The following is a 19,405-nucleotide window of genomic DNA, read 5'->3' as shown; positions in this document are numbered from 1 at the left end:
AGCTTCGATCGTCGCGGGTCACGTCCGCCGTCGCATCACCGAGGGTCATCACTGCAGGTCACACAGTCATCGCCCGACTATGACCGCGCCCTGGGTAGAGGAGGGGGTAGTCGCCGGCTTCGTCGCAGTTGAGCCAGCGGTCGAGGTGTAGGAAGAGGCCCTCGGGTGTCGCGACGTTGCGGTGGACGACGCCAGTGGCGTTGCCCGTGTCCAGCAGGAGCCTCAACAGTGGCTCGACGCTCGCGGTGGAGCGGAAGTCGTCCTCCCACTCGCCTTCAAGGCAGAAGACACCTCGTCGGTCGGTAGACGCCTCTTCCTCAATGCGCGGTGTGCCTCTGGGGCGTCGAGTTGGGTTGCCGGTCACGCCGGTCTCCTTCCCGTCCACGTCGTAGTACCTGGTTCGTGCTGTTTAGGGCGGTGGCGGGCGGAGGGCGTGCGCATCAGGAAGCCGGGCTGAGCTGCGGGCAGAACGTCGGCAGCGACGCGCCCACGAAGAAGGCCGTGGCCGTGGTCCGCCGGGTGAGCTCGTTGACGTCCATGTTGCCTGCCTGAGACATCGACGTTGCGATGCTGGCCGCGTAGGTTAGGCTCGTCGAGTTCTGGGCTTGCTCCAGTGTCTGCCCCTGAGCGACGAACCCCTCGGCCACGGTGCACACCCCGCGCCCCCACTCGAGCAGCTGGGCGTCGGTGTTGGCGGCGTAGACCCCCTGAGTTTCCGGACGGCTTCGCATCATCGAAAGAAAGGCCGAAACGAGCAGTTGGTTCTCGCCCATCTGAACTGTCGGCGCTGGCTGCTGAGGTGGAGGTGCAGCTTGCGTGACGGTGACCGTCGGCGCCGGGGTGGCATAGGCACCAGCGGAGGCTGATGGGTAAGCCGTGCGGCAGTACTCGCGGAACGCAGGCAGCAGTTCCGTGCCCTCCTCGTTGGTCAGTCCCTTGTCGGTGAGCGGCCCGATGAACGCCACCGGACCCATGCCGCCCATCTCGCAAGCCATGCCGGCGGCCACGATGACGCCGCTGTCCTCGTAACCCGTCGCAGATGTCTGATGTACGGCATCCAGGAGCTTGTCCTCTGGGCTTGGCTGGCTGCAGCCGGAGAGGGCGACGACGATCAAGCAGGCGGCCGCCACGTTGCGGTTCATCTCGGGAGAGTAGCCCTGACCTGCGGAGACTGATTCAGCAGTTCGTCGCGGCGGCAATCGGTGTGCGGTGCAGGCATCGCTGCGCGCCGCTCCCTGGCGTGTTCACGGGAGACTCCCCGCGGGTGAAGCCCGTTGTCACTCCGGCCCGTCCGCCTGACTCGTCGTCCAGCCGAGGCCGTCGTCAGTCGATGAGTTCCCCATGGCCATGCTCATTGCGCCGTCCGCTGCCGACGACTCCTCCGACGGATCCGATGGAAAGGCGACCGAGCTCGCCTCCCGGTTGCTGCAACGACTCATCGATCTCGCGACGGAAGGAGCCGGACCGTGGAAGGGCGGCCCCGAGGTGGCTGAGGAGGCTTTGCGTGCAGCCGCCGGAGATCGCGAACAAGCGATCGATGCTCTGGTCGCCACACACAAGCTCCTCGTGGGCACATCTGGCGCTGTCACCGGGCTCCCCGGCGGTCCGCTGGTGGCGCTGGCGATTCCCACGGACGTCTGGACCTACTACCTCGCGGCTACGCGTCTGGCGGTGGCTATCGCCCACCTGCGCGGGCACGATCCTCAGGACGAGCACGTGAAAGCGGTGATCGGCGCGACACTCCTCGGCGCCGCTGGCACGGAGATCCTGGCCAAGGCCGGCGTCGTCATCGGCAACAAGATCGCGATGGCCCAGCTGAAGCGGCTGCCCGGCCGCGTCCTCATTGAGATCAACAAGCGTGTCGGCTTCCGGCTGCTCACCAAGTTTGGCACGACCGGGGCCGTCAATCTTGTGAAGATCGTGCCGCTCATCGGCGCGGGCGTCGGGGCGACCGTCAACATGGTGTCGATGAGTGGCGTGGGAGTCGCGGCGAAGTGGGCGTTTCCCCTCGTCTTCGGGAGCGCGGAGCACGACACCGCTGTCAACTGATCCGGGGGCCGCGCCAGCTGGTCGGACCCGTGTGTGAAGCTCTCGCCGTGACGATCGGGGGATCGCGATCGGTGACGGAAGCGTCGGCGAGGCGGGACGACGGTGGCTGACGATCTCGTGCGCGAGGCCATCCTCCAGCGGCTGGTCGCCACTCCTTTTGGGAGTTTGGGACGGCGCGCCGTCATCGACGATGTAGCGCGCGCCCTCGACCCCCATGGCGAGTTCGCACGCACTGCAGCCGAGCGGGTGCGCCGTGAGGGGGCGGCGATGGTGGCGGAGCGCCTCCTGGGCCCGGCGGGTGAGGGGATGTGGCGCCTCACCGACGCGGGGCGTCGGGCCGCCGCTCCTGCCGGAGCCTCTGACGTCGACGAGGTTCATGACGCCGTCGAGGCGGCACCTCCTGGGGTGTCGCCCACTCTCAAATCAGCGGCCGAGGAACACGAGCCTTCACACGTCCCGCAGGTGAGCACCGCTACGGCGCTGACGGTGGTACCGCCCCACCAACGCCCGGCACTCCCGGTCACCGCTGCCGAGGCCCAGCGATGGGTGCACGCTCCGGGCACACGCATGTCGCGTGAGGAGCGCCAGCACGCGTATGGCGGAGCGATTTACGGCGGCATCCAGCCCTCTCGGAGGACGCTGAATGTCTTCGTCTACTCCGACCCCGGCGCGGGCGAGAAGAATGGCTACAACTTTGACGGGTGGTCGCCCGACGGCTCGGTGTTCACGTACACGGGCGAGGGCCGGACCGGCGGCCAGGAGATGACCAAGGGCAACAAGGCCATCCTCGAACACCGGCGCGATGAGCGGAGCCTGCGGGTCTTCGTGGCAGACGGATACCTGGCGGGTAGCGGGGCCAAGGACCACGTGTACCTCGTGAGTTCGAGGTAGATGAGGACGATCCATACCGCGTCGAGCGGGCCCCGGACCAGCTGGGTGACATGAGGGACGTCTTCGTCTTCCGTCTGCTCCCAGTGGGAGACGTCCTCCATCGCCCGCAGGACGGCCAGCGAACCTCTCTCGTCAGCGATCGGCAGAGCAGTCGCGGCACCGGTACCGGCATTCTCATCGATCTCTCCGGTCCGCCTCCGGCGCTCACCGGACCTCCAAGTCCATGGGATGAGGACGACGACGAACGCCTCCGCCGGGAGGTCGCTGCTTGGCTGACCGTTCGCAGCCACGACGGTGCCGACCCCGTCACGGCAGAAGAGCTGCGCGGAGTTGTCGTGAACGGCCGGCGCGTTCCGTTGTTGCGGACGGGCGCGAGCGTCGTCGTCGCCGAGGGAGCTGACACGGCCCTGACGCTCGTGACGCCCTTCGCGGCCGGCAGTGCCGACCGTCCGTTCGACGACGTCCCCGGACCCGAGGGCCTTCTCCGCGTTCCCTACCGGGGTTCGTCAGCCCAGCACCCGGAAAGCAGGGCGCTGCGGCGCGCGATGGAGCGCGGTGTACAGCTGGTGTGGCTGTTCGGCGTGGGACCGGCCTCCTACCTGCCGCTGTTCCCGGTCTTCGTCGTGGGCGAGGAGCCAGGCGAGGGCAGGTTCGTTGTTGACCCGGGCGTCGGTCAGGGCTTCGTTGCTGCCGGCTCGCCTCCCGATGAGCACGTTCGGCGCTACGTGGTCGCTCAGACCCGACGCCGCCTCCACCAGCCGGTCTTTCGCGCCACCGTGATGCGCGCGTACGCCTCGCGCTGCACGGTCTGCTCTCTGCGCCACGAGCGGCTCCTCGACGCCGCGCACATCGTTCCGGACGCCGATCCTCGGGGCATCGCCTCGGTGCGGAACGGGCTGGCGATGTGCAAGATCCACCATGCGGCGTTCGACGCCGACATCCTCGGTATCCGTCCGGTGGCTGACGGCGTAGGCGTCGTGGAGATCCGGGCGGACCTGCTGGAGGAGAAGGACGGGCCGATGCTCTTGCATGGGCTACAGGGACACCACCGGCAGCCTCTGCGCGTCACACCTATCGATGAGGCGGAGCGTCCGGCTCGAGAGTTGCTCGAGCGGCGGTACGAGGAGTTCCTCAGCGCGGGCTGATGTGCCGTATGTGGCCCGTCAGGGTGACCCCGCAGCCCTGATCCTCTTCTCGTCGCGCTCCGTGGCCGATGTCGATCACGGAGGTGGATCCCGTGAGCGCGACCCCGCACGCAGCAGCAGCCGGCGCCGGCGACTCACAGGCCCGACTCGCTCAGCACGCCCGGGCGATGGTCGCCGAGTACGAGCGGCTGCTCCGCGAGGAGCAAGACCGTGCCGCCCGGCACAGCGCCGCCGCGACCACCGAGCGGCGTGTGGCCACCCGCCTCAGCGCCATGTCCGCGTGGGGTTGGCACCTTCTCGCTGACCGCCGTTGGCCCGGCACGCGTGCTGCGAACGTCGACCTCATCCAGGTCGGCCCCGGCGGGGTGCTCGTCATCGACGTCAAGGGCTGGGCCGAGCCGCGCATCGAAGCCGGCGTGCTGTGGCGCGGAGAGGTCGACGCCACCGACGACGTCGACGCCCTGCTCGCCGTCACCGCCCCCGTGGAAGACGCCGTCGCGGGTCTCGGGCTCGCTCCGCTGCACGTGCAGCCTGTCGTCGTCCTCGCAGGACGACGAGCGGCGGACCTGCCACCGACATCCCTCGGCCGCGTGCTCGCCATGGGCGAGCACCGCGTGGTCCCGTGGGCGTCGCAGCGCGCACGCCGGCTGCAGCCGGAGCGGGTCGCCGAGGTGGCCGCCGAGCTCGCCCGGACCTTCCCGCCTCACGACGTCGCCTCAAACCCCGTCGCACCGCGCACCCCGCGACCAGTGCTCGCGCGTGTGCCCGACCTGCCCGCCGACGAGCAGCTGGAGCTGTTCGACCGCGCCACCTACGAGGAGGGGCTGCTCCGCGCCGCGCTCGCCGCGCCGGTCGAGGAGTGGATGACGTTCCTGCACCCCGACCAGATGCGCATCGTCCGCCGTGCCATGTCCGGCCCGGCGCGCATCAGCGGCCCAGCGGGTACGGGCAAGAGCGTCGTCGCGCTGCACCGGGCGGCTCATCTGGCCTCGACCCGGCCCGGTCGCGTGCTCGTCACCACCTACGTCAAGAGCCTCGTTCGCGTGCAGGAGCGTCTCTACCGGCAGCTCAGTCCGCGCACCGCCGACCGCGTGGAGTTCTCCAGCATCCACAGCTGGGCCGGGCGCTTGCTGCGGGAGCGCGGACACCAGCTCCGTGTCGACCCGGCGGCGTCACGCCAGGCCTTCGACGAGGTGTGGGCGCGCCACGCGCAGCGTCCGCAGCTCGCGGACGTGCCGGTGCCGCCGTCGTACTGGCGCGAGGAGGTCGACGCCGTCATCAAGGGCCGCGGGCTGACCACCTTTGGCGAGTACGCGCTGCTCAAGCGCGTCGGCCGCCGCGTGCCCCTGTTCCTGGAGCACCGCGAGGCGGTGTGGGACCTCTACGTCGACTACCAGCACACCCTCCAGGCACGTGGCCTGCACGACTTCGTGGACCTCCTCTGCGAGGCGCTCGCAGAGGTGCGCCGTTCACCCGTGACGCCTGGGTACGTGGCGGTGATCGCCGATGAGGTGCAGGACCTGTCGATGGTCGGCGTGCAGCTCCTGCACGCGCTCGTCGGAGACGCTCCCGACGGTCTGCTGCTGCTCGGCGACAGCCAGCAGAGCGTCTACCCCGGCGGCTTCACGCTGCTCGAGGCGGGCATCAGCGTGAAGGGTCGCTCGACGGTGCTGCGCACCAACTACCGCAACACCGCCGAGGTGCTCGCGGCCGCAGCGCAGCTCGCTGAAGCCGACAACGACGCTGACACAGACGCCACCGACGAAGATCCCGATGAGGACGACGACGACGGCGTCCGCGAGCCCGCCGGAGCGGCCGGTCGGCGCGTGTCCGTCCTGCGTGCTGGTGGGGCCGTCGTCCGCAGCGTCCACGCGAACCGGCGCGAGCACGACGCCGCGCTGGTCGACGCCGTCCGCGCGTCCGCCGTCGTCGTCCCACTCGGTGACTGCGCCGTGCTCACGCTCACCAATGCCGAGGCCCAGCAGGTGCGTGCACTGCTCACGGCAGCGGGCATCCCCGTGGCCGACCTCGCCGACTACGACGGCGAGCCGTCAGCCGCCCTCAAGGTGGGCACCGTCAAGCGTGCGAAGGGCCTGGAGTTCAAGCACGTGTTTCTGCCTCACCCCGTGACGCGCCCGCCGCAGCAGCGGCGTGGTGAGGGCGACGCCGCCTACGAGGAGCGTCGTGCGCTGACGCGGCACGAGGTGTACGTCGCGATGACGCGAGCCCGTGACCAGCTCTGGATGGGCTCCTACAGAAGTCGGTCCGGAGCTGCCGAGCCTGGGGGCCGGTCCGTCACCGCCGGAATGGCACTCGCGGGGGGCGGACGGAACGCGGGGGCGAGGCGATGACGGGGCTGTTGATCGTCGGATCGGGAGCGATCACCGTGGGAGGCGGTGTGGGCAGCTGAGGTACCGGCTCCGGGTGCGGTGCCTCATCGCGGGAGTCAGGCACGGTGCTCCCTCTCTTCGCGCCGACGCTGCTGTCGCTCGCGGAGGTGATCCTGGTCGCGCCGCACGACTTTCTGGTCTCCGTCGAGGTTGGCCAGGAGGTCAGGGTCGGCGAAGTCGAGGATGGACCAGTCGGGCGCGAGTTTCGGATTCGCGCGCTGTTCCGACACCGTCACGACGCCCTCCTCAGAATGCTGGCCAGGTGGTGAAGCACTCCCGACTCCACGGTAACTCCGGAGAGCAGGACACCGACAGCGCACGCGAGCAGCACGACGGCGGTGGTGAGCAGTCGACCCTTCTGACGGGCCGCTGACTCCTCCCGGTCGTACGAGTCGGCGACGGTCGACAGGATCACCAACCTGACAGTCTCCGGTTCACCCCGTGCCCACTTCTCGAGGAGCCTTCGCGGGTTGACGGCGTTCGACGATCGCGGCCGGATCTCCAGGGCGCTACAGAGCGCGCAGAGAGCGGCCAGGAGCCCTGTGACGACGGCGAACCAGCCCAACTCGTCCACTCGCTGCGCGGTCACGGCCACCAAGACCCCGCTCGACCCGAGCAACACGCCGCCTCGTTGGTCGAGGCTGTTCACCCGCCGCTCCTGGGCGTCGATGCTGCGCTCGACCGCCTCGGCGACGACTTCAAGGGCGGGGTACTGCGCTGGAGTGGGCTCGCCCTGAGGCGCAGCGGGGGGAGGGGATGAACAGCGCCACCATCGCATGGGCTCACTGTGGCGACCGCCACTGACAGCCCCGACGAATGACGCGGCCGCCGCAGCAGCGGCGTGGTGAGGGAGCCGTCGCCTACGAGGAGCGCCATGCGCTGACGCGGCACGAGGTGTACGTCGCGATGACTCGTGCTCGTGACCGGTTGTGGATGGGCTCGTACTGAAGCGCTCCCTCACGGCCGCCGCTGCTGGTTGCCGCATTGACTGCCACGGCGTCAATCTGGCGGCATGCCGAGCGTGCAGATCAACGACGTCCCCGAGGAGACCGTCGCTGTCTTGCGCCAGCGTGCGGCTCGTGCACACCAGTCACTGCAGGAGTACCTGCTGACCAAGCTCGTGGAGGACGCCGCGGTGCCCGACCCACACGAAGTACTTGATCGCGCTGCGGGCCGAACGGGTGGACGCTTGCCGCTGGCGACCGCCGTCGCAGATTTGGCCGAAGACCGTGCTGGTCGCTGATGCGTCGGTGCTCGTCACCGCCCTGGCGCGGGTGCCGGGGCTTCGGCGCGGGGGCGAGTGGGTCACCGGGGCGGCCACTCCCGTAGCGCACGGCGTGCGAGGTGCACCGCTGCGGGTCCGAGTTCGTTGGGGTCGTCCCACGGCGTCGCCTCGGGGCGCCGCAGCGCACCGAGCCGCTCCAGTGCCACGAGCGTGGGGCGTGCGGCTCCCTTGAGGTGGTCCGCGGTCAGGCTGCGACCGCCGACGCTCCACCCGATCGAGTCCATGCCCGCCGAGAGCAGGTCGATGCCTCCTTCACCGTGACGGACACCAGGTGCCAGCGGCACTCGACCGGTGGCGACGGCGATGAGCGCGAGCATGCCTGCGTCGTGCTCGTCGGACGTGTGGGAGACCGGCATGCGCTCCAGCACGTGCGTGAGGAGGGTGCGGGGGTCCGCAGCAGCACGTCGACCGGCGGGCGTGAGGAGCAGGCGGCCCTTGGCCACTCGCAGCAGCTTGAGGGCCTGGGTGTCGGCGCGCAGCTCGCCGACGGGCGGGGTGAGGTCCTCGCGGTTCGCGGCGCCGATCCATCGGCGCAGCGGGTCGGCCGCGCTGATGAGCTCGACCACCGCGGCCGGCGGCAGGTAGCCGGCGGCCGTCAGCGTCAGGCCTTCCGCTCCAGCGCGCTGGACGACGTCGAGCATTGCGGCCCACGGGTGGACCGCGGCGCGCACGGCGTCGTCGTCGAGATCGTCCAGGTCATCCAAAGGGCCAGCTGCGAGTGGACCCGACGGGACGACGCCCGCCTCAGCGAGGCGCCACTGCACCAACCCACTCCCCGGGCCGCGCAGCTGGGTGAGGAACATCGTCACGGGGAACGCGACCTCGTCCAGCCGAGGTCGGGCATCAGCGGCCACGAGTGCCCGCCGCACCTCCCGCCGCGTTGCGGTGAGGTCGAACGGGGGCGGCGGGGTCGGCGGTTGCATGCCGTTGGCGGCCCAGTCCTCGGCGTCCCACGTGAGCGAGCCGCGACTGTCCTCTTCCGGCGCCGCGTGGTCTCCGGCGACCAGCTCCACCGCTGCAGCACCAGCGGGCCGAGGGGTCACGTCGAGCACCTGCACGAGGTGGTCCCAGTTGTCACCGAGGTCGTACACGTAGTGCAACTCGTCGCCGGGCTGTGTGAGGACATCGCCCAGCACCACGGAGGTCTCGTCGATCCCCTCACTGAGGTCGTCCTCAGCGACATCGGTCGGGCTGCCGAACCACTGGGTGCCCGCCGAGAACGGTGTGCCGAGGTAGAAGCGGTGCAGGTGGCTGTCCGTCCACCCGAAGGCCGCCTGCAGCGCGGAGTGGACGGCCGCGAGAGGCATCTCGGAGGCGAGGCGCAGCGTCCGCCACGGCCGGGCCGGCATCTCGTCGGATTCGACCAGCAGCTCGACGCGGAGCTCCACCGTCGTCCCTTCAGCCAGCAGGGCGGTTTTGGACATCACAGCACCTCACCCTGCCCGTCGAGCAGCCCGCCGGCGAACAGCCGCTCCAGCTGAGCAGTGTCCTCGGCGCGGGTCGCGGCGTCGTCGTCGAAGATCGCCGGGTCCTTGGTGAGCACCAGCGTGTACGGGCGGCCGGCGCGGAGTGTCTCGTGACGTACCGGCAGCTCAGCGGCGTCGATGCGGGCGTGGACGTGCTTGCGACCTGGCTCTGCCAGCGGCCAGTCGCGCCTCTTCGCAGCCGGGTTGCGGAGGAAGGTGGCCAGCTCGGCGCACCACGCGCACCCACACCCGGACGGCACGGGGAGGGCCCAGTCACCCGGCGTCCGCGCGGGACGCGCCAGCCGCTCGCGGAGTACTTCGGCCTCGATGCGGGCGAGCTCGGCGAAGCCCGCACGTTCCCGCTGCTCGGGGGGCATGCGCTGCGCTGCGGCGCTTGCGGCGCGCAGGACGTCGAGCAGCGGCTCGGCGTGCTGACGCGCCAGCGACACCACCTCGCGCACCACGCGACTGACGTCGTCGGCACCGTCAGCGCCACCGGAAGCACGGGTGCTGACGGCCAGCAGCAGGGCGACGACGGCGGGCGCCACGTCCGAGAGGCGACTCGCCCGAGCCCGAGCTCCCGGCATCTTGGCGGCCTTCACGAGTGCGGCCCGCACGTCCGGCCACAGACTCACGACCAGGCGGTTCACCAGCTGAGCACCTACCAGCTCATCACCGGACGGGTTTGCCTCGCGCAGGGCAGCGGCCAACGCCGGAAAGGTCGACAGCCACTCGATCCGGGCGGCGGGTTCGCGCCGCAGCGAGAACCCCCGGATCGTGTCGTTGCGTCCGGTCCAGCCGTCCACCACCACGCTCGACCACGCGATTCCGTAGCGCTGAGCGAGCTCGGCCAAGGCTCCCGCGTGCTCCACACCGAGGTCGACCACGCTCAGCGGTCGCACGAGCATGCGCGCGAGGTCGCCGTCGTCGAGAGCCGCCGCAGCTCGCAGGAGGTCTCCGGCAGCAGCCGGGTCTGCGCCGTCTCGTGTGAGGTCGCGGGCTGCGGCGTCCCAGAAGGGGGCGAGCGCGGACGCATCGCGGCGGGCGCCATCGACATCGCCGTCGTTCGCCCGCGTGAGGATCCGCCGAGCCGCCCAGGCAGGGTCGGCCTCGGCGCGCACGGCGACGTCGTCGTCGTGGGGCCACAGCACCACCGCGGCTCGCCGGTACCAGCGGTCGAGGGTGTTGCCGTAGTTGCCCATGTAGCCCTGCTGCTCGGTGTCGTAGGGCTGGAGCTGCGACGACGCCGTCGAGGCGCACACCTCCTCCTCGCTGAGCACGAGTCGGACCGGCGCGGCGGTGCCGTCGCGGTTCACCCAATGGGAGATCGACACGGTGCTGTCGACGAGGTCGGTGGGTTGTTGTTCGGGCTCGATGTACGCGGCGTCTGGGTCGTCGTCCTCGTGGTCGTACCAGCGGTGGCGAGACCAGCGCGGGTCGGCGTCGACGGTGTCCCACGTCTCCTGTACCTGGGCCAACCCGAGCACCGCGGTGCAGCCGGCGCGGTCGGCGGCCGCGAGGAGCCGCTCGACCCGGGACCGGTCGGCGCCCTTGAGGCGTCCCCACGCCAGGGAGCGCTCGGTGTACTCGTGGTCGAGCAGGTAGGCCAGCCGCAGCGGTCCAGTCCACCGTGCCGAGGACGACGACGCGAAGTGCTCGCGGACCAGGTCCGTCAGAGCCGACGGGCCACCTGGCTGGGGAGTCTGCGGGGGAGGCTCCGAAGCGGCAGGGAAGTCGCGGGCGGTCACGGCGCGCGCGAGGAGGTTGTAGGTCAGCGACACCCGGTACCCGGTCTTCACCGGGGTGACCTCGTGGTGTCGGTCGGCGTGGAAGACGACGGCGGTGGTGCGCGTGCGGCTGCCCTTGGCGGACAGCGACCCGTCGTCGTGGTGGACGACGAGCTCCCCGCCGGTGTGCCGGGACGGCAGCGTGACCACGAGGGTGGCGACCATCGCGTCGTCCTTCTCGGAGTCCTGATGGACGGTGAAGAACTGGCCGGGGCCGTAGACGAGTAGCGCGTGCAGCTCGGGGATCAGCACCGTGCCGGCGGGCAGCTCGAGATGTTCGGTGGCCCGCACGAGGAGGTCGCGCAGGGCGTCGTCGCTCCAGGTGACGCGAACGGCGGATGCGGGCAGCTGCGTGGAGTCGCGGACGGTCGTGTCGTGCAGGGTGCGCTCGCGACGCCCCACCACGGCGGGCGCTCCGAGCGCTCGGAGGGACTTCGCGGTGGCAGCGGTCACCGGGAGGTCGAGGGTGCCGAGGCCGGAGACGTCAACGTGCAGGTGGTCGGGCTCGAGGTCGACCAGCAGCGCCGACGGAGCTGACGCGTGCTGCTCCCGCAGGAGGATCGCCAGGTGTTCGCGAGGCTCGAGGCTGACCACGGGCGAGCACGGTAGGGGATGGCGCCATGCCCTCCCGCTGTCGATGAGAACCGAGAGGGCATGGCGTGCCTCGCCGGGGTCGGGCTGCTAGGCGGTGAGGTGGGCTCCGCCGGTGGACTCGATGACGGTTCCGGTGAGGTTGGCGTTGGTGGCCAGGAGCACCACAGCCTCGGCGACGTCGTCGGCGGAGGCGATGCGGCCGGTCGGCAGCCCCTGGGCGACCTCGGCGAAGAACGCCTCCCTGTCTGTCGCAGGCAGTCCGCTCCACCACGGTGTGTCCACGTAGCCCGGCGACACGGCGTTGACGCGGAGCGGGGCGAGTTCGGCCGCCAGCGGGGCGACGAGTGCCTCGACGGCGGCGTTGAGTGCTCCGATGCCCGCCGTGCCCGGCATGCCGATGCGAGCGGTGACGGCGCCGACGAGGGTCACCGATCCGCGTGAACCGAGGTGGGGGAGGGCTGCCTTGACGACGGTCAGGGTGGGCCAGAGCTTCTCCTCGAACGCTGAGCGCAGCTCACCGAGGTCGAGGTCCGCCAGTCGACCGGCACCCTTGCTGCCACTCAACGTGACGACGAGGCGGTCGATGGGGCCGACCTCCTCCAGCACGGCTGCGACGGCGGCCGGGTCACCGGCGTCAAGTACGTGCGGCTTCAGGTCCAGGTGTGCGGCCGTGGCGGCGCCGAGCCGCTGGGGGCTGCGGCCAGCGATGTGCACGGAGTCGCCGTGAGCGAGGAGGCGCACGGCGGTAGCCAGACCGATGCCCGAGCTGCCGCCGACGACGAGAGACGTACCCATGGATGAGACCTGCTTTCACGAGACGCTGCGGTTCGTAAAAACCGTACCTCAGCTCGAACCGCTCCGTCTCGCATTTGTTAGCCTGGTCCCGTGACGGAGACAGCACCCGGTCGACGCGGCCCCAAACGGAGCGAGCAGTCACGGTCCGCGATTCTGGCTGCGGCCTTCGAGGTCACCGCCGAGGTCGGATACCGCGCCCTCACCGTGGAGGGGATCGCACTGCGGGCCGGAGTGGGCAAGCAGACGGTCTACCGCTGGTGGCCAAGCAAGGCCGACGTGCTGCTCGAAGCCCTGGCCGTCAGGGCCGACGTGGAGGTCTCCGTCGACGACCGCGGCTCCTACCGGGTAGAGCTCGAGGAGTTCTGTCGCGACTCCTTCGCCCTGCTGAGCGTGCCCGGTGTTGCCGCAGCCCTGCGTGGCCTCATGGCGGAGGCGCAGCTGGGCCCTGACTTCGGCACCAGGTTCCGCTCAGGCTTCCTTCAGCGACGCCGGGCCGCACTCGCGGAGGTGCTCCGGCGCGCTCACGAGCGGGGCGACGCTCCTCACGTGGCGCCCGACGAGCTCGTCACAGACCTGGTCTTCGGTGCCATCTGGTACCGGTTGCTCGCCACGGACCGACCGCTGAGCGAGACCGATGTCTCTGCTCTGTGCGACCTCTTGGGTGCCGCGCCAGCAGCTCCGTAGCGTTCGATGCGGGGCCGTGGTCAGGGTGCGAGTGGTGACGCGCTGGGCACCTCGCCGAACTGAGCGGTCTGGATGGCGAGCCGCTCGAGGTCGGCAGCGCGTCGTCTTCCGATGCCATGCACGAGCTCCCGCCACGGCGCCGGTACAGAGCTGGCGCCCCACCGCGCGCCGAGGAGTGCTCCGGCGATCGCGGCGACGGTATCTGTGTCGTTGCCGGTGCGGACCGCCGCGTGCAGTGCCGGTTCGAGGTGGTGGCTTGGTGTGGAGGAGATGGCTGTCCAGGCATCCTGCAGTGCGGCGACGGTCCAGCCGTTGCTCGCGCCGCGGTCGCGTTCTCCGCGGGCGGCAGCGCTGAGCCGGCTGGCCCACAGGTCGCGCCGTGAGGCTGGCAACAGGTCGAGGCCGCTCTCCACGTCGAGTCGCCCCTCCAGCACGGCGACCCGCACCGCTTCGCACCACAGCACGCACGAGTCGCCGGCGTCGGGATCGGCGTGCGTCAGTTCGGCGACGGCTCGCGCGGCGCGAGCGGTGGCGTCCCTGTCGTGCAGGCGTGTCAGCCCGACGATGCCCGTCCGCATCAAGGCACCGTTGCCGCCGGTGCGCTGGCCGGCAGCGGCCAGCGCCGCTCAAGCGCTCCGGATGCGCTCCGCCGAGCCTGGGCCTGGCGCGGAGCCCCGCAGCACCGTGGCGGTCTGGATGCCGATGTCGGCGGGTCCGTCGGCGGCCCAGGCGATGAAGCCGTCGGCGATCTCGTCCAGCGCCTCCGCGGAGGTGAGGTCGAGCCCGCGCGAGGACACCTCCGCGATGATCACTGCCATCTGCGTGTCGTCGCTGTACTCGCCCGGGGCGTAGTCACCCAGGCCGCCGCCGAGCATCTCCGCGCGGCCGTCGGTGGCGTCGCCGAGGTGCGGCAGGCGGTGCTCGGGCACGAACTCGTAGGGAACGCCGAGCGCATCACCGACCGCCTGGCCGAGCAGCACACCGGCTGCGCGGTCCAGCTGCTCGGCGGTGAGCTGGCGGAGATCTTCAGTCACAGCGGGCTCCGTTCATCTGACGTCGGCGCGTCTCCGGAGGCTTCCACAGGCGGTGCGGCGGGCGCTTCTCGCCGTCGTCGTCGTCACCATCGGCCGACCGCGACACGTTTGGCCGAATCCAGCGTTGACCAGCAGAAACATCTGTCATGGTCGTGGCACACGGACCTCAAGCCGCCCCCTCTCGGCACCGAACAGATGTCAGGACGTCAGGGATGACGTCCGTCCGCTTCAAGCCCCTGGAGTTGCGCTCATGCGCTGGACCGAGCCGACCGCTCCCTACGACGTCGCCCGCGCGATCACCGACGACGTCCAGGCCTTCTGGCCGGAGGTCGGCAACGGCCCGGGACCGCTGCCGGGGTGGTGCCGCGCCTACCTCGGTCCCGAGGTGCTCATCGTCGTCGTGCTGCCGGGGCAGGCGCGTGAGTGCGCGGAGCAGGCGCTCGCCCACGGGCTGCACCACTCGGATAAGGCCGGTGTTCCGCTCGTGATGGCCGTTCCCGAGGCGGCTGCCGGGGAGCACACCGCCGCGGCGGCCGTCGCGGACCGCGTCTCGCCCCTGCAGCCGGGGCGCGTGTCGGTGTGGTCGTACGGCGCCACGGTGGCTCCCGCCACCGACCACTGTGTCGACCCGGTCGACCTCGTCGACCTGCGGGCGCTCCCGATGCCCCGCATCACCGCCCAGGCGTGGACCTTCCCCGGTCCGCGGGTGCTGACCGTGGCGTCGATGGACGAGCTGGCGGCGGCGCCGGGGATGGCGGCCGGCTGCGGTTCGCCGTCGTCGTCCTGAATCGATCAGGACGACGACGGCGACAGCCGCGAGCCGTCTCGCGGAACCACCGCGGAGTCGCGGGGTTACCGTGGCGCGATGCCTTCGCCGCTCACCTGCCCCGGCTGCGGGGAGCGCGAGGGCGTGAGGCTGGTGCTGGGGTCTCCGCCGGCTGTGGATTACTCACGGGGCCGCGCCGCTACGGGTGGGGCCGGAGCGGGCGACTCGCGGCCCGGGTTGGTGGTCGACGCGACGTGCCTGGCTTGCGGAGCACGGTGGGCGAGCGGGGCGCCGCCGTCGCGGTGAGGAGCTGGGCGCTAGGGCAGGTGGGCCGGCGCGGTCCCGAACCCCAGCGCGCGAGCGGCTGCGTGGAGCCGGGCATCCCAGACGGCCATGACGCAATGCTCTTCTCCAACCGCGGCGAGGCTCGCCAGGTGCACCGCGTCGGCGCCGCGGAGCGCGTGCTCGCCGGCGAGTCGTGCGGCGGCGTCGGCGGTTGAGGCTGTCAGCTCGATCGGCGAGACCGACGCCCAGTACGCAGACCACAGCTCCTCGGCCTGGCGACGACCCTCGTCGGTGAGGCGACGGTCTCGCTGTGCCGCAGCCAGCGCTGCCCGGACCTCCACGTGGGCGAGTCTGCTGGCGACGGCCAGGTCGCAGCCGTCCCACAGGTCCGCGGCGAGCTCGCTCCCTGACTCTTCGACGAGGAGCTTCACGAGTGCGGAGCTGTCGAAGTAGACGATGCTCACGATCTGTTGCAGGAGTGCGGTCTGCTGCTCCGGCGCTGCTTCTGTAGGGAGGTCATCGTCGTTGGTCGCCCACGAGGTCGGAGACCGGCGCCGTCGCTTGCGCTCGAACCGCCCCGCGCGCCGAGGGGCGCCGAGGTGACGGAGCGCGGCTCACGATGCCCTCGGCGATGAGGCGTTCGATGGTCGGCGTAGAACCGACCGGGACCAGGCGCGCGACAGGAGTGCCGCGCTCCGTGACGACTACCTCGTCACCGGCAGCGACGCGGCGCAGCCAGGTGGCGAGCTCTGCCCGCAGCGCACTCGTCGAGACCTCCACGCATGCGAGTGTACGTTTCAGGAATCTTCCCGTGTACATCTGTGGCGGTGCTTGATCGCACCTGCCGGTGCGCCCCCTCGTCTGCTCCTGCGCGCTACCGTCGGCGTGTGAGCATGGTGGAGGCGCTCGAGCGGCTGGTCGTGGCCGCTGACGATGGGCGGCTCGACGCTCTCGCTCGCCGGCACGGGCTCGCGCTGGTCACCGTCTTCGGCAGTGCTGTGCGGGACGCGAGTACAGCGCGCGATCTCGACGTTGCCGTCCTCTTCGCCCGTCCGGCCACGGGTGCGGAGCTGCTCGTTCTCGAAGCGCTCGTGGAGCTCAGCGGCACGGAGAGTGTCGACCTGATGGTGCTGGACCGAGCGGAGCCGGCTGCTCGATTCAATGGGCTGGCGGGTGCGCTGCCCCTGTGGCAGGACGGTCCGGGGCGATGGGGAGCCACCCAGATGGCTGCAGCCTCGGAGGTCTTTGATACCGAGTGGCTGCGGCGAGCCGCGCTGGAGCGGATGGCCGCCGGATGACTCCGCCTCGACTCGACCCCCTCAGTGTTCAGGCGAAGCTCGCGCTCATGGCAGAGCTCGTCGAAGATCTGGATGCCGTGGGTGCGGTAGACGGCGCGCGGCTTCATCAGGAGCGACTGCTCAGACGCGCCGTCGAGCGAATGCTCACCCAGGTCGTCGATCTCGCCGTCTCCGTCTGCAGCCATGTGGTCTCCAGCCGGATGGTGAACCCCCCAACGACCTACCGCGGTGCGATCGACGCAGCGTTGACGCTGAAGGCGTTGGACGAAGAGCTGGCGACCTCCCTCCGGAGGGCCATCGGCATGCGCAACCTGCTCGTCCATGACTACGCGCGAGCCGACCTCGACATCGTGGCCGCGGCCGTCCCCCAGGCACGCGCTGACGCGGCGGCCTTCGTGCGCCAGGTCAGCGCCTGGCTGCTGCGGGAGCACTGACCACCTCGGTTCATCGATCACCACGACCCTTCTCGCTGGTTGTCCACAGGTCGGCAATCAAGATCAGCGGAGGTGGACGCTTCGTCCCTAGCCTCCAGGTCATGATCGACAACCGCCTTCCGCCCCTGCCGTCCTCAGCGCCGCAGGGGCGGGAGCGCCGCTGGCTTCGTAGGCTTGGCATCACTGCGCTCGTCGTCGTGGGACTGGCCGGCGGACTCTTCGTCACGTTGCCGATCGTGGTGTCCGTGCTGTGGGTCTCGGGGTCCTACCTGTTCCTCGGTGACAAGGGGGCCGAGCACGCGATCGACGTCCTGGCGTCGCATGAGGAGCTGCCTGACCCGGGCCCGCCGCCGACGGTGCCGGAGGCTACGGACGACGCCGAGGGTGCCGCCGCTGCCGCCCGCTTCCTCGTCGCCTCCTTCGAGTACGGGTACCAGACCAACGACCCCGCGTGGATCGAGTCCGTCTCCACCCCGAACTGCGTCGTCTGCGCCGGTGCGACGGCGGCACTGAAGTCCGTTCGCGCGCAGGACGCCCACTTCTACGAACTTCACCTGCACCCCACCGCAGTGACCGTCACGTCCGCGACGCCGGAACGAGCCGTCGCCCACCTGTCGGTGACAGCGAGCGACTTCGTCGTAGCGCTCGACACAGGGGAGATCGCGGACCTCCGAGGTGGCGTGCGCGAGACCGACGTCGTGCTGGTCTGGGCGGGAGATCGTTGGCGAGCTGACAGTCTTCAGGGCGATCTGTGGGCGCCGATCAACTAATCGTCGCGGCCGATCGGCTACACCGCTCGTATGGGCGGGCATCGACGATGGGATCACCAGCTGACAAGGCGTTCTCGTTCGCGCTGAAACGACGAAAGCGCTGGTCAGCGCCTGTTGTCGGTGGTGGGTGCTGTGATGTGGACATGGGTTCGACATCGGTTTCGGTGCTGGAGGATCGCCTTGCGGTGCTCCTGCGGCAGCGCGCCGAGGCCCACCCGGACTGCTATGAGGTCGACCCGCCGGCCGGGGTGGTAGGCCAGTTCAGCCAGCCGTTGACGGTGCCCGCTGAAGCGGGGGCTGCCACCGTTGTCGATGAGGACGACGACGGCGCGCGGTTCGTTGCGTCCGCGCTGCCTGAGCCGCGGGGTGCGTTGCCGGGGCTGGCGCCGGAGGCGTGCCTGGTGGGGGTACGCGACCGTGGGGCGTTGTCGTGGGCGGGTTTGGCTCCGGGGTCGTGGTTGGTTCAAGCGGTGGAGTCGCTGTGGGCGCAGCTGTCCGTGGATCTGGACGCTGCGTGCCGTTCCACCGACTCCGCGCTCCCCGCCTCCGACCCCGCGACTGTCACCACGACCACCACGACCACCAGCACGAGCAGCGCTGCAGCCGAGTGGGCCGACAACCCTGGGGGCGTATCCCTCGACGACGCGCCGCGACCTGCCGAGCGAGCTGACACGGACGCCGAGCAGGTGAACGGCGACCCTGTCGACGTCCAGCCCGCCGACACCGACGTCTCCGGTGAGGACTCCCGTGCAGGCACCGGTGAGGGGTCCCTCCGCGAGGAGCCGGCGAGTTCGGTGGTTTCGGATGCGGAGTTGGTGGAGGCGGTCGCGGCGTGTGAGCGGCAGCTGGCGGCGTTGGCTGCTCGCCGTGACCAGCTGGCGGGGGTCTTCGCTGCTCGCCGCCGCGCGGAGGCTGAGCAGGACGTCGCTGATGCCCGCGCTGCTACCGCTCGTGATGGCAAGGGTCGTCCGTGGGCCACCCAGGTGCGTTCGACGGCGGCCTCGGAGTTGTGTGCCCGGTTGGGGATCGGTTCGGCTGCTGCTGATGCTCTGGTGGAGCGGGGACTGGCAGCTTTGGGGGCTCACCGGGAGGTGGCGGCGGCGATGGCCGCCGGGGTGTTGCCGGCGGGGGCGGGCACGTGGATGTTGGAGCAGCTGACAGCGGTGGGTGCCACCGCCTACCTGAGCGCGCTGGAGCGGGAGACCGCTGCGCGCGAGGAGGCCCTCAACCAGGCGCGTGCTGTTGAGGACGAGGTCCGTGCCGAGACCGGGCAGGCGCCGCTGACCGGTGAGGAGTTGCGGGCGCGGGCGGTCGCGGACCGGGCGGATGTGGATGCTGCTGCCGAGGCTGCGGCGCGTGAGCATGCCGAGCGGGTCGCCGCTGCGGTGCGGCGGGAGTTGCTGGGCAAAGCCACCGGGTCGGACACCTGGCCCACCGACAGCCCCACCGACAGCCCGACCGACGGTTCAGCTGCTGGCCTTGACGACGCTGGCGCGCAGGGGTCCTCCCCGTCGTCGTCGCCATCTCCTGATGCGGCGGGGTCACGTCCGAGTGCGGGGGCGGGGTTGGGTCCGAACCGGCGGGCGTGGACCAAGCGGTTGAACACCGCGGTGCACCGCATCGACCCTGATGCTGCGCAGGCTCGTGCGGCCAAGGCGCGGGCGGGGTGCTCCACGTCGCGCTGGAGTGAGGCTGATGGGCAGGCGGGGTTGCAGCTGCGGGGTCCGGCGGA

Annotated in this window: 20 protein-coding genes and 1 pseudogene; 11 read left to right on the top strand and 10 right to left on the bottom strand. The window is 70.7% G+C overall.

From position 1 onward, the window contains the following. Positions 1 to 58 precede the first annotated feature (58 nt). Positions 59 to 385 (bottom strand): hypothetical protein, encoded by a 327-nt coding sequence (locus tag BXY45_RS21760; RefSeq protein ID WP_109776633.1) that lies wholly within the window; start codon positions 383 to 385, stop codon positions 59 to 61. A gap of 55 nt (positions 386 to 440) precedes the next feature. Next, entirely contained in the window at positions 441 to 1,142 is a 702-nt protein-coding gene (locus BXY45_RS21755) for a hypothetical protein (protein ID WP_109776632.1), read from the bottom strand. 199 nt (positions 1,143 to 1,341) lie between these two features. On the opposite strand from BXY45_RS21755, the gene BXY45_RS21750 reads away from it, so the two are divergent. The 4 genes from BXY45_RS21750 (at position 1,342) to BXY45_RS21735 (ending at position 6,436) form a co-directional block, all read left to right on the top strand. Then, positions 1,342 to 2,049, top strand: coding sequence for a hypothetical protein (locus BXY45_RS21750; RefSeq protein WP_109776631.1), 708 nt, complete (start codon positions 1,342 to 1,344; stop codon positions 2,047 to 2,049). A 102-nt stretch (positions 2,050 to 2,151) separates the two neighbouring features. Then, positions 2,152 to 2,940, top strand: coding sequence for an SRA domain-containing endonuclease (locus BXY45_RS21745; RefSeq protein WP_109776630.1), 789 nt, complete (start codon positions 2,152 to 2,154; stop codon positions 2,938 to 2,940). Positions 2,941 to 3,275: 335 nt separating this feature from the next. Further along, positions 3,276 to 4,085 (top strand): HNH endonuclease, encoded by an 810-nt coding sequence (locus tag BXY45_RS23625; protein WP_211319839.1) that lies wholly within the window; start codon positions 3,276 to 3,278, stop codon positions 4,083 to 4,085. A 92-nt stretch (positions 4,086 to 4,177) separates the two neighbouring features. After that, entirely contained in the window at positions 4,178 to 6,436 is a 2,259-nt protein-coding gene (locus BXY45_RS21735) for a nuclease-related domain-containing DEAD/DEAH box helicase (RefSeq protein ID WP_170131675.1), read from the top strand. Positions 6,437 to 6,531: 95 nt separating this feature from the next. Here BXY45_RS21735 and BXY45_RS21730 read toward each other — a convergent pair whose 3' ends face one another. Further along, a complete protein-coding gene (locus BXY45_RS21730) occupies positions 6,532 to 6,711 on the bottom strand; it encodes a hypothetical protein (RefSeq protein WP_109776628.1) in 180 nt (59 codons plus the stop codon). After that, the gene (locus BXY45_RS21725) at positions 6,708 to 7,124 is read right to left on the bottom strand and encodes a hypothetical protein (protein WP_109776627.1); all 417 of its coding nucleotides are present in this window, start codon (positions 7,122 to 7,124) and stop codon (positions 6,708 to 6,710) included. Before BXY45_RS21725 ends, BXY45_RS21730 begins: the two co-directional genes overlap by 4 nt. A gap of 363 nt (positions 7,125 to 7,487) precedes the next feature. Between BXY45_RS21725 and BXY45_RS21720 the strand changes: the two genes are divergently transcribed. Next, positions 7,488 to 7,718 carry a FitA-like ribbon-helix-helix domain-containing protein gene (locus BXY45_RS21720; protein WP_109776626.1) on the top strand — a complete coding sequence of 77 codons (231 nt, stop codon included), beginning with the start codon at positions 7,488 to 7,490 and terminating at the stop codon, positions 7,716 to 7,718. A 62-nt stretch (positions 7,719 to 7,780) separates the two neighbouring features. Here the strand turns inward: BXY45_RS21720 and BXY45_RS21715 are convergent, their stop codons facing one another. The 3 genes from BXY45_RS21715 to BXY45_RS21705 form a co-directional block, all read right to left on the bottom strand. After that, a complete protein-coding gene (locus BXY45_RS21715) occupies positions 7,781 to 9,184 on the bottom strand; it encodes a plasmid pRiA4b ORF-3 family protein (protein WP_109776625.1) in 1,404 nt (467 codons plus the stop codon). After that, positions 9,184 to 11,607 carry a 2OG-Fe(II) oxygenase gene (locus BXY45_RS21710; protein WP_170131674.1) on the bottom strand — a complete coding sequence of 808 codons (2,424 nt, stop codon included), beginning with the start codon at positions 11,605 to 11,607 and terminating at the stop codon, positions 9,184 to 9,186. The genes BXY45_RS21715 and BXY45_RS21710 overlap by 1 nt, the downstream gene beginning before the upstream one ends. Before the next feature lie 87 nt (positions 11,608 to 11,694). Beyond that, positions 11,695 to 12,402 carry an SDR family oxidoreductase gene (locus BXY45_RS21705; RefSeq protein ID WP_109776623.1) on the bottom strand — a complete coding sequence of 236 codons (708 nt, stop codon included), beginning with the start codon at positions 12,400 to 12,402 and terminating at the stop codon, positions 11,695 to 11,697. Between the two features lie 90 nt (positions 12,403 to 12,492). Here BXY45_RS21705 and BXY45_RS21700 point away from each other — a divergent pair, with 90 nt between their 5' ends. Beyond that, complete coding sequence (locus BXY45_RS21700; protein WP_109776622.1) at positions 12,493 to 13,086, top strand: TetR/AcrR family transcriptional regulator; 594 nt, start codon at positions 12,493 to 12,495, stop codon at positions 13,084 to 13,086. 20 nt (positions 13,087 to 13,106) lie between these two features. On the opposite strand, the pseudogene BXY45_RS24400 reads toward BXY45_RS21700, so the two are convergent. Then, positions 13,107 to 14,015, bottom strand: a pseudogene (locus BXY45_RS24400) (ADP-ribosylglycohydrolase family protein). 355 nt (positions 14,016 to 14,370) lie between these two features. On the opposite strand from BXY45_RS24400, the gene BXY45_RS21690 reads away from it, so the two are divergent. Next, on the top strand, positions 14,371 to 14,907 hold the full coding sequence (locus BXY45_RS21690) for a hypothetical protein (protein WP_109776621.1): 537 nt from the start codon (positions 14,371 to 14,373) through the stop codon (positions 14,905 to 14,907). A 296-nt stretch (positions 14,908 to 15,203) separates the two neighbouring features. Here BXY45_RS21690 and BXY45_RS21685 read toward each other — a convergent pair whose 3' ends face one another. Both BXY45_RS21685 and BXY45_RS21680 read right to left on the bottom strand, forming a co-directional pair. Then, entirely contained in the window at positions 15,204 to 15,635 is a 432-nt protein-coding gene (locus BXY45_RS21685) for a type II toxin-antitoxin system VapC family toxin (protein ID WP_109776620.1), read from the bottom strand. A 52-nt stretch (positions 15,636 to 15,687) separates the two neighbouring features. Next, entirely contained in the window at positions 15,688 to 15,951 is a 264-nt protein-coding gene (locus BXY45_RS21680; protein ID WP_211319836.1) for a type II toxin-antitoxin system Phd/YefM family antitoxin, read from the bottom strand. A 107-nt stretch (positions 15,952 to 16,058) separates the two neighbouring features. On the opposite strand from BXY45_RS21680, the gene BXY45_RS21675 reads away from it, so the two are divergent. The 4 genes from BXY45_RS21675 to BXY45_RS21655 all read left to right on the top strand — a co-directional run. Further along, positions 16,059 to 16,469 (top strand): nucleotidyltransferase domain-containing protein, encoded by a 411-nt coding sequence (locus BXY45_RS21675; RefSeq protein ID WP_146211322.1) that lies wholly within the window; start codon positions 16,059 to 16,061, stop codon positions 16,467 to 16,469. Between the two features lie 47 nt (positions 16,470 to 16,516). After that, positions 16,517 to 16,903: a type VII toxin-antitoxin system HepT family RNase toxin gene (gene hepT / locus BXY45_RS21670; RefSeq protein ID WP_170131673.1), complete on the top strand. Its 387-nt coding sequence runs from the start codon at positions 16,517 to 16,519 to the stop codon at positions 16,901 to 16,903. 101 nt (positions 16,904 to 17,004) lie between these two features. Beyond that, complete coding sequence (locus BXY45_RS21665) at positions 17,005 to 17,673, top strand: DUF6318 family protein (RefSeq protein WP_109776616.1); 669 nt, start codon at positions 17,005 to 17,007, stop codon at positions 17,671 to 17,673. A 143-nt stretch (positions 17,674 to 17,816) separates the two neighbouring features. Beyond that, the coding region (locus BXY45_RS21655; RefSeq protein ID WP_170131672.1) for a hypothetical protein at positions 17,817 to 19,405 on the top strand (1,589 nt) is incomplete at its 3' end.

The sequence above is a fragment of the Quadrisphaera granulorum genome (assembly GCF_003149145.1).
Lineage (GTDB): Bacteria > Actinomycetota > Actinomycetes > Actinomycetales > Quadrisphaeraceae > Quadrisphaera > Quadrisphaera granulorum.
Note: the sequence above shows the minus strand (reverse complement) of the source record. Positions and strands in the feature narration are given on the sequence as shown.

Excerpts from the sequence above, each read along its gene's own strand:
- BXY45_RS21755 (WP_109776632.1), bottom strand. The coding sequence starts at position 1,142 with ATGAACCGCAACGTGGCGGCCGCCTGCTTGATCGTCGTCGCCCTCTCC.
- BXY45_RS21750 (WP_109776631.1), top strand. The coding sequence starts at position 1,342 with ATGGCCATGCTCATTGCGCCGTCCGCTGCCGACGACTCCTCCGACGGA.
- BXY45_RS21720 (WP_109776626.1), top strand. The coding sequence starts at position 7,488 with ATGCCGAGCGTGCAGATCAACGACGTCCCCGAGGAGACCGTCGCTGTC.
- BXY45_RS21715 (WP_109776625.1), bottom strand. The coding sequence starts at position 9,184 with ATGTCCAAAACCGCCCTGCTGGCTGAAGGGACGACGGTGGAGCTCCGC.
- BXY45_RS21705 (WP_109776623.1), bottom strand. The coding sequence starts at position 12,402 with ATGGGTACGTCTCTCGTCGTCGGCGGCAGCTCGGGCATCGGTCTGGCT.
- BXY45_RS21690 (WP_109776621.1), top strand. The coding sequence starts at position 14,371 with ATGCGCTGGACCGAGCCGACCGCTCCCTACGACGTCGCCCGCGCGATC.
- hepT (WP_170131673.1), top strand. The coding sequence starts at position 16,517 with ATGGCAGAGCTCGTCGAAGATCTGGATGCCGTGGGTGCGGTAGACGGC.
- BXY45_RS21665 (WP_109776616.1), top strand. The coding sequence starts at position 17,005 with ATGATCGACAACCGCCTTCCGCCCCTGCCGTCCTCAGCGCCGCAGGGG.